The organism is Mesorhizobium sp. M7D.F.Ca.US.004.03.1.1, assembly GCF_003998635.1.
Taxonomy (GTDB): Bacteria; Pseudomonadota; Alphaproteobacteria; order Rhizobiales; family Rhizobiaceae; genus Mesorhizobium; species Mesorhizobium loti.
Genome location: NZ_RZQG01001519.1, coordinates 1 through 812 on the forward strand (window position 1 = coordinate 1; position 812 = coordinate 812).

The window sequence follows — 812 nt, forward strand, 5'->3', positions numbered from 1 at the left end:
GGTCATGGTCCTCGTTTCCTCCACCCATGGTGTCGAGGGCTTTTGCGGTACGGGGGCCCAACTTGACTGGATGAGCAATGGCGGTCCGCCAACCCTACCAGAGGATACCGCCGCCCTCATCGTGCACGCAATCAACCCTTATGGCTACAGCTGGCAGCGTCGAGGCACGGAAGGTAACGTCGATCTCAATCGCAACGGCTTGGACTTCACCGACGGACCTCTCGACAATCCTCGCTTCCTTGAGCTGGCTGATGCCTTTTCTCCAAGTGAATTGAACGGTCCTGTTGCGGACGCCGCGCTCGCAAAGCGTGAACGTTTCATCGAAGAGCATGGCCTGGCAGAATACCGCAGGGTGCGCACGATGGGTCAGCATGTCGATCCGCAGGGCATACACTATGGTGGCGAAGGGCCAACGTGGTCGCGCATGACAATTGAAAGGATGGTCCAGGACTTTAGCCTCTCGACCAAAACCCAGGTCGCGATCATCGACTATCACACTGGTCTCGGGCCTTTTGGATACGGCGAGCCCATCTGTGGTTGCCGACCCGAAGAGCCCGGCCGAGACCGTGCGACCGCTTGGTATGGTGATAGTCTGACCGAGCCATTGCGTGGAACGTCGACATCAGCGGTTATACCAGGCCTGACCCAATACATATGGGCCCGTGAAATCGGCATAGAGCGGGTCACGTTCATTGCACTCGAGTATGGAACCTATCCGTCCGGCGACGTCGAAAATGCCATGCGCGACGAGTGCTGGCTTTACCGATACGGGGACCCAGGCGGTCTCGATGACGTCGCGCGGGGTATCAAGC

The 812-nt window shown here is 58.6% G+C and carries 1 protein-coding gene; it reads left to right on the forward strand.

Going from position 1 to position 812, the window contains the following annotated elements:
* Positions 1–812: DUF2817 domain-containing protein (locus tag EN935_RS38375; RefSeq protein WP_127374364.1), on the forward strand; the 812-nt coding region annotated here is incomplete at both ends.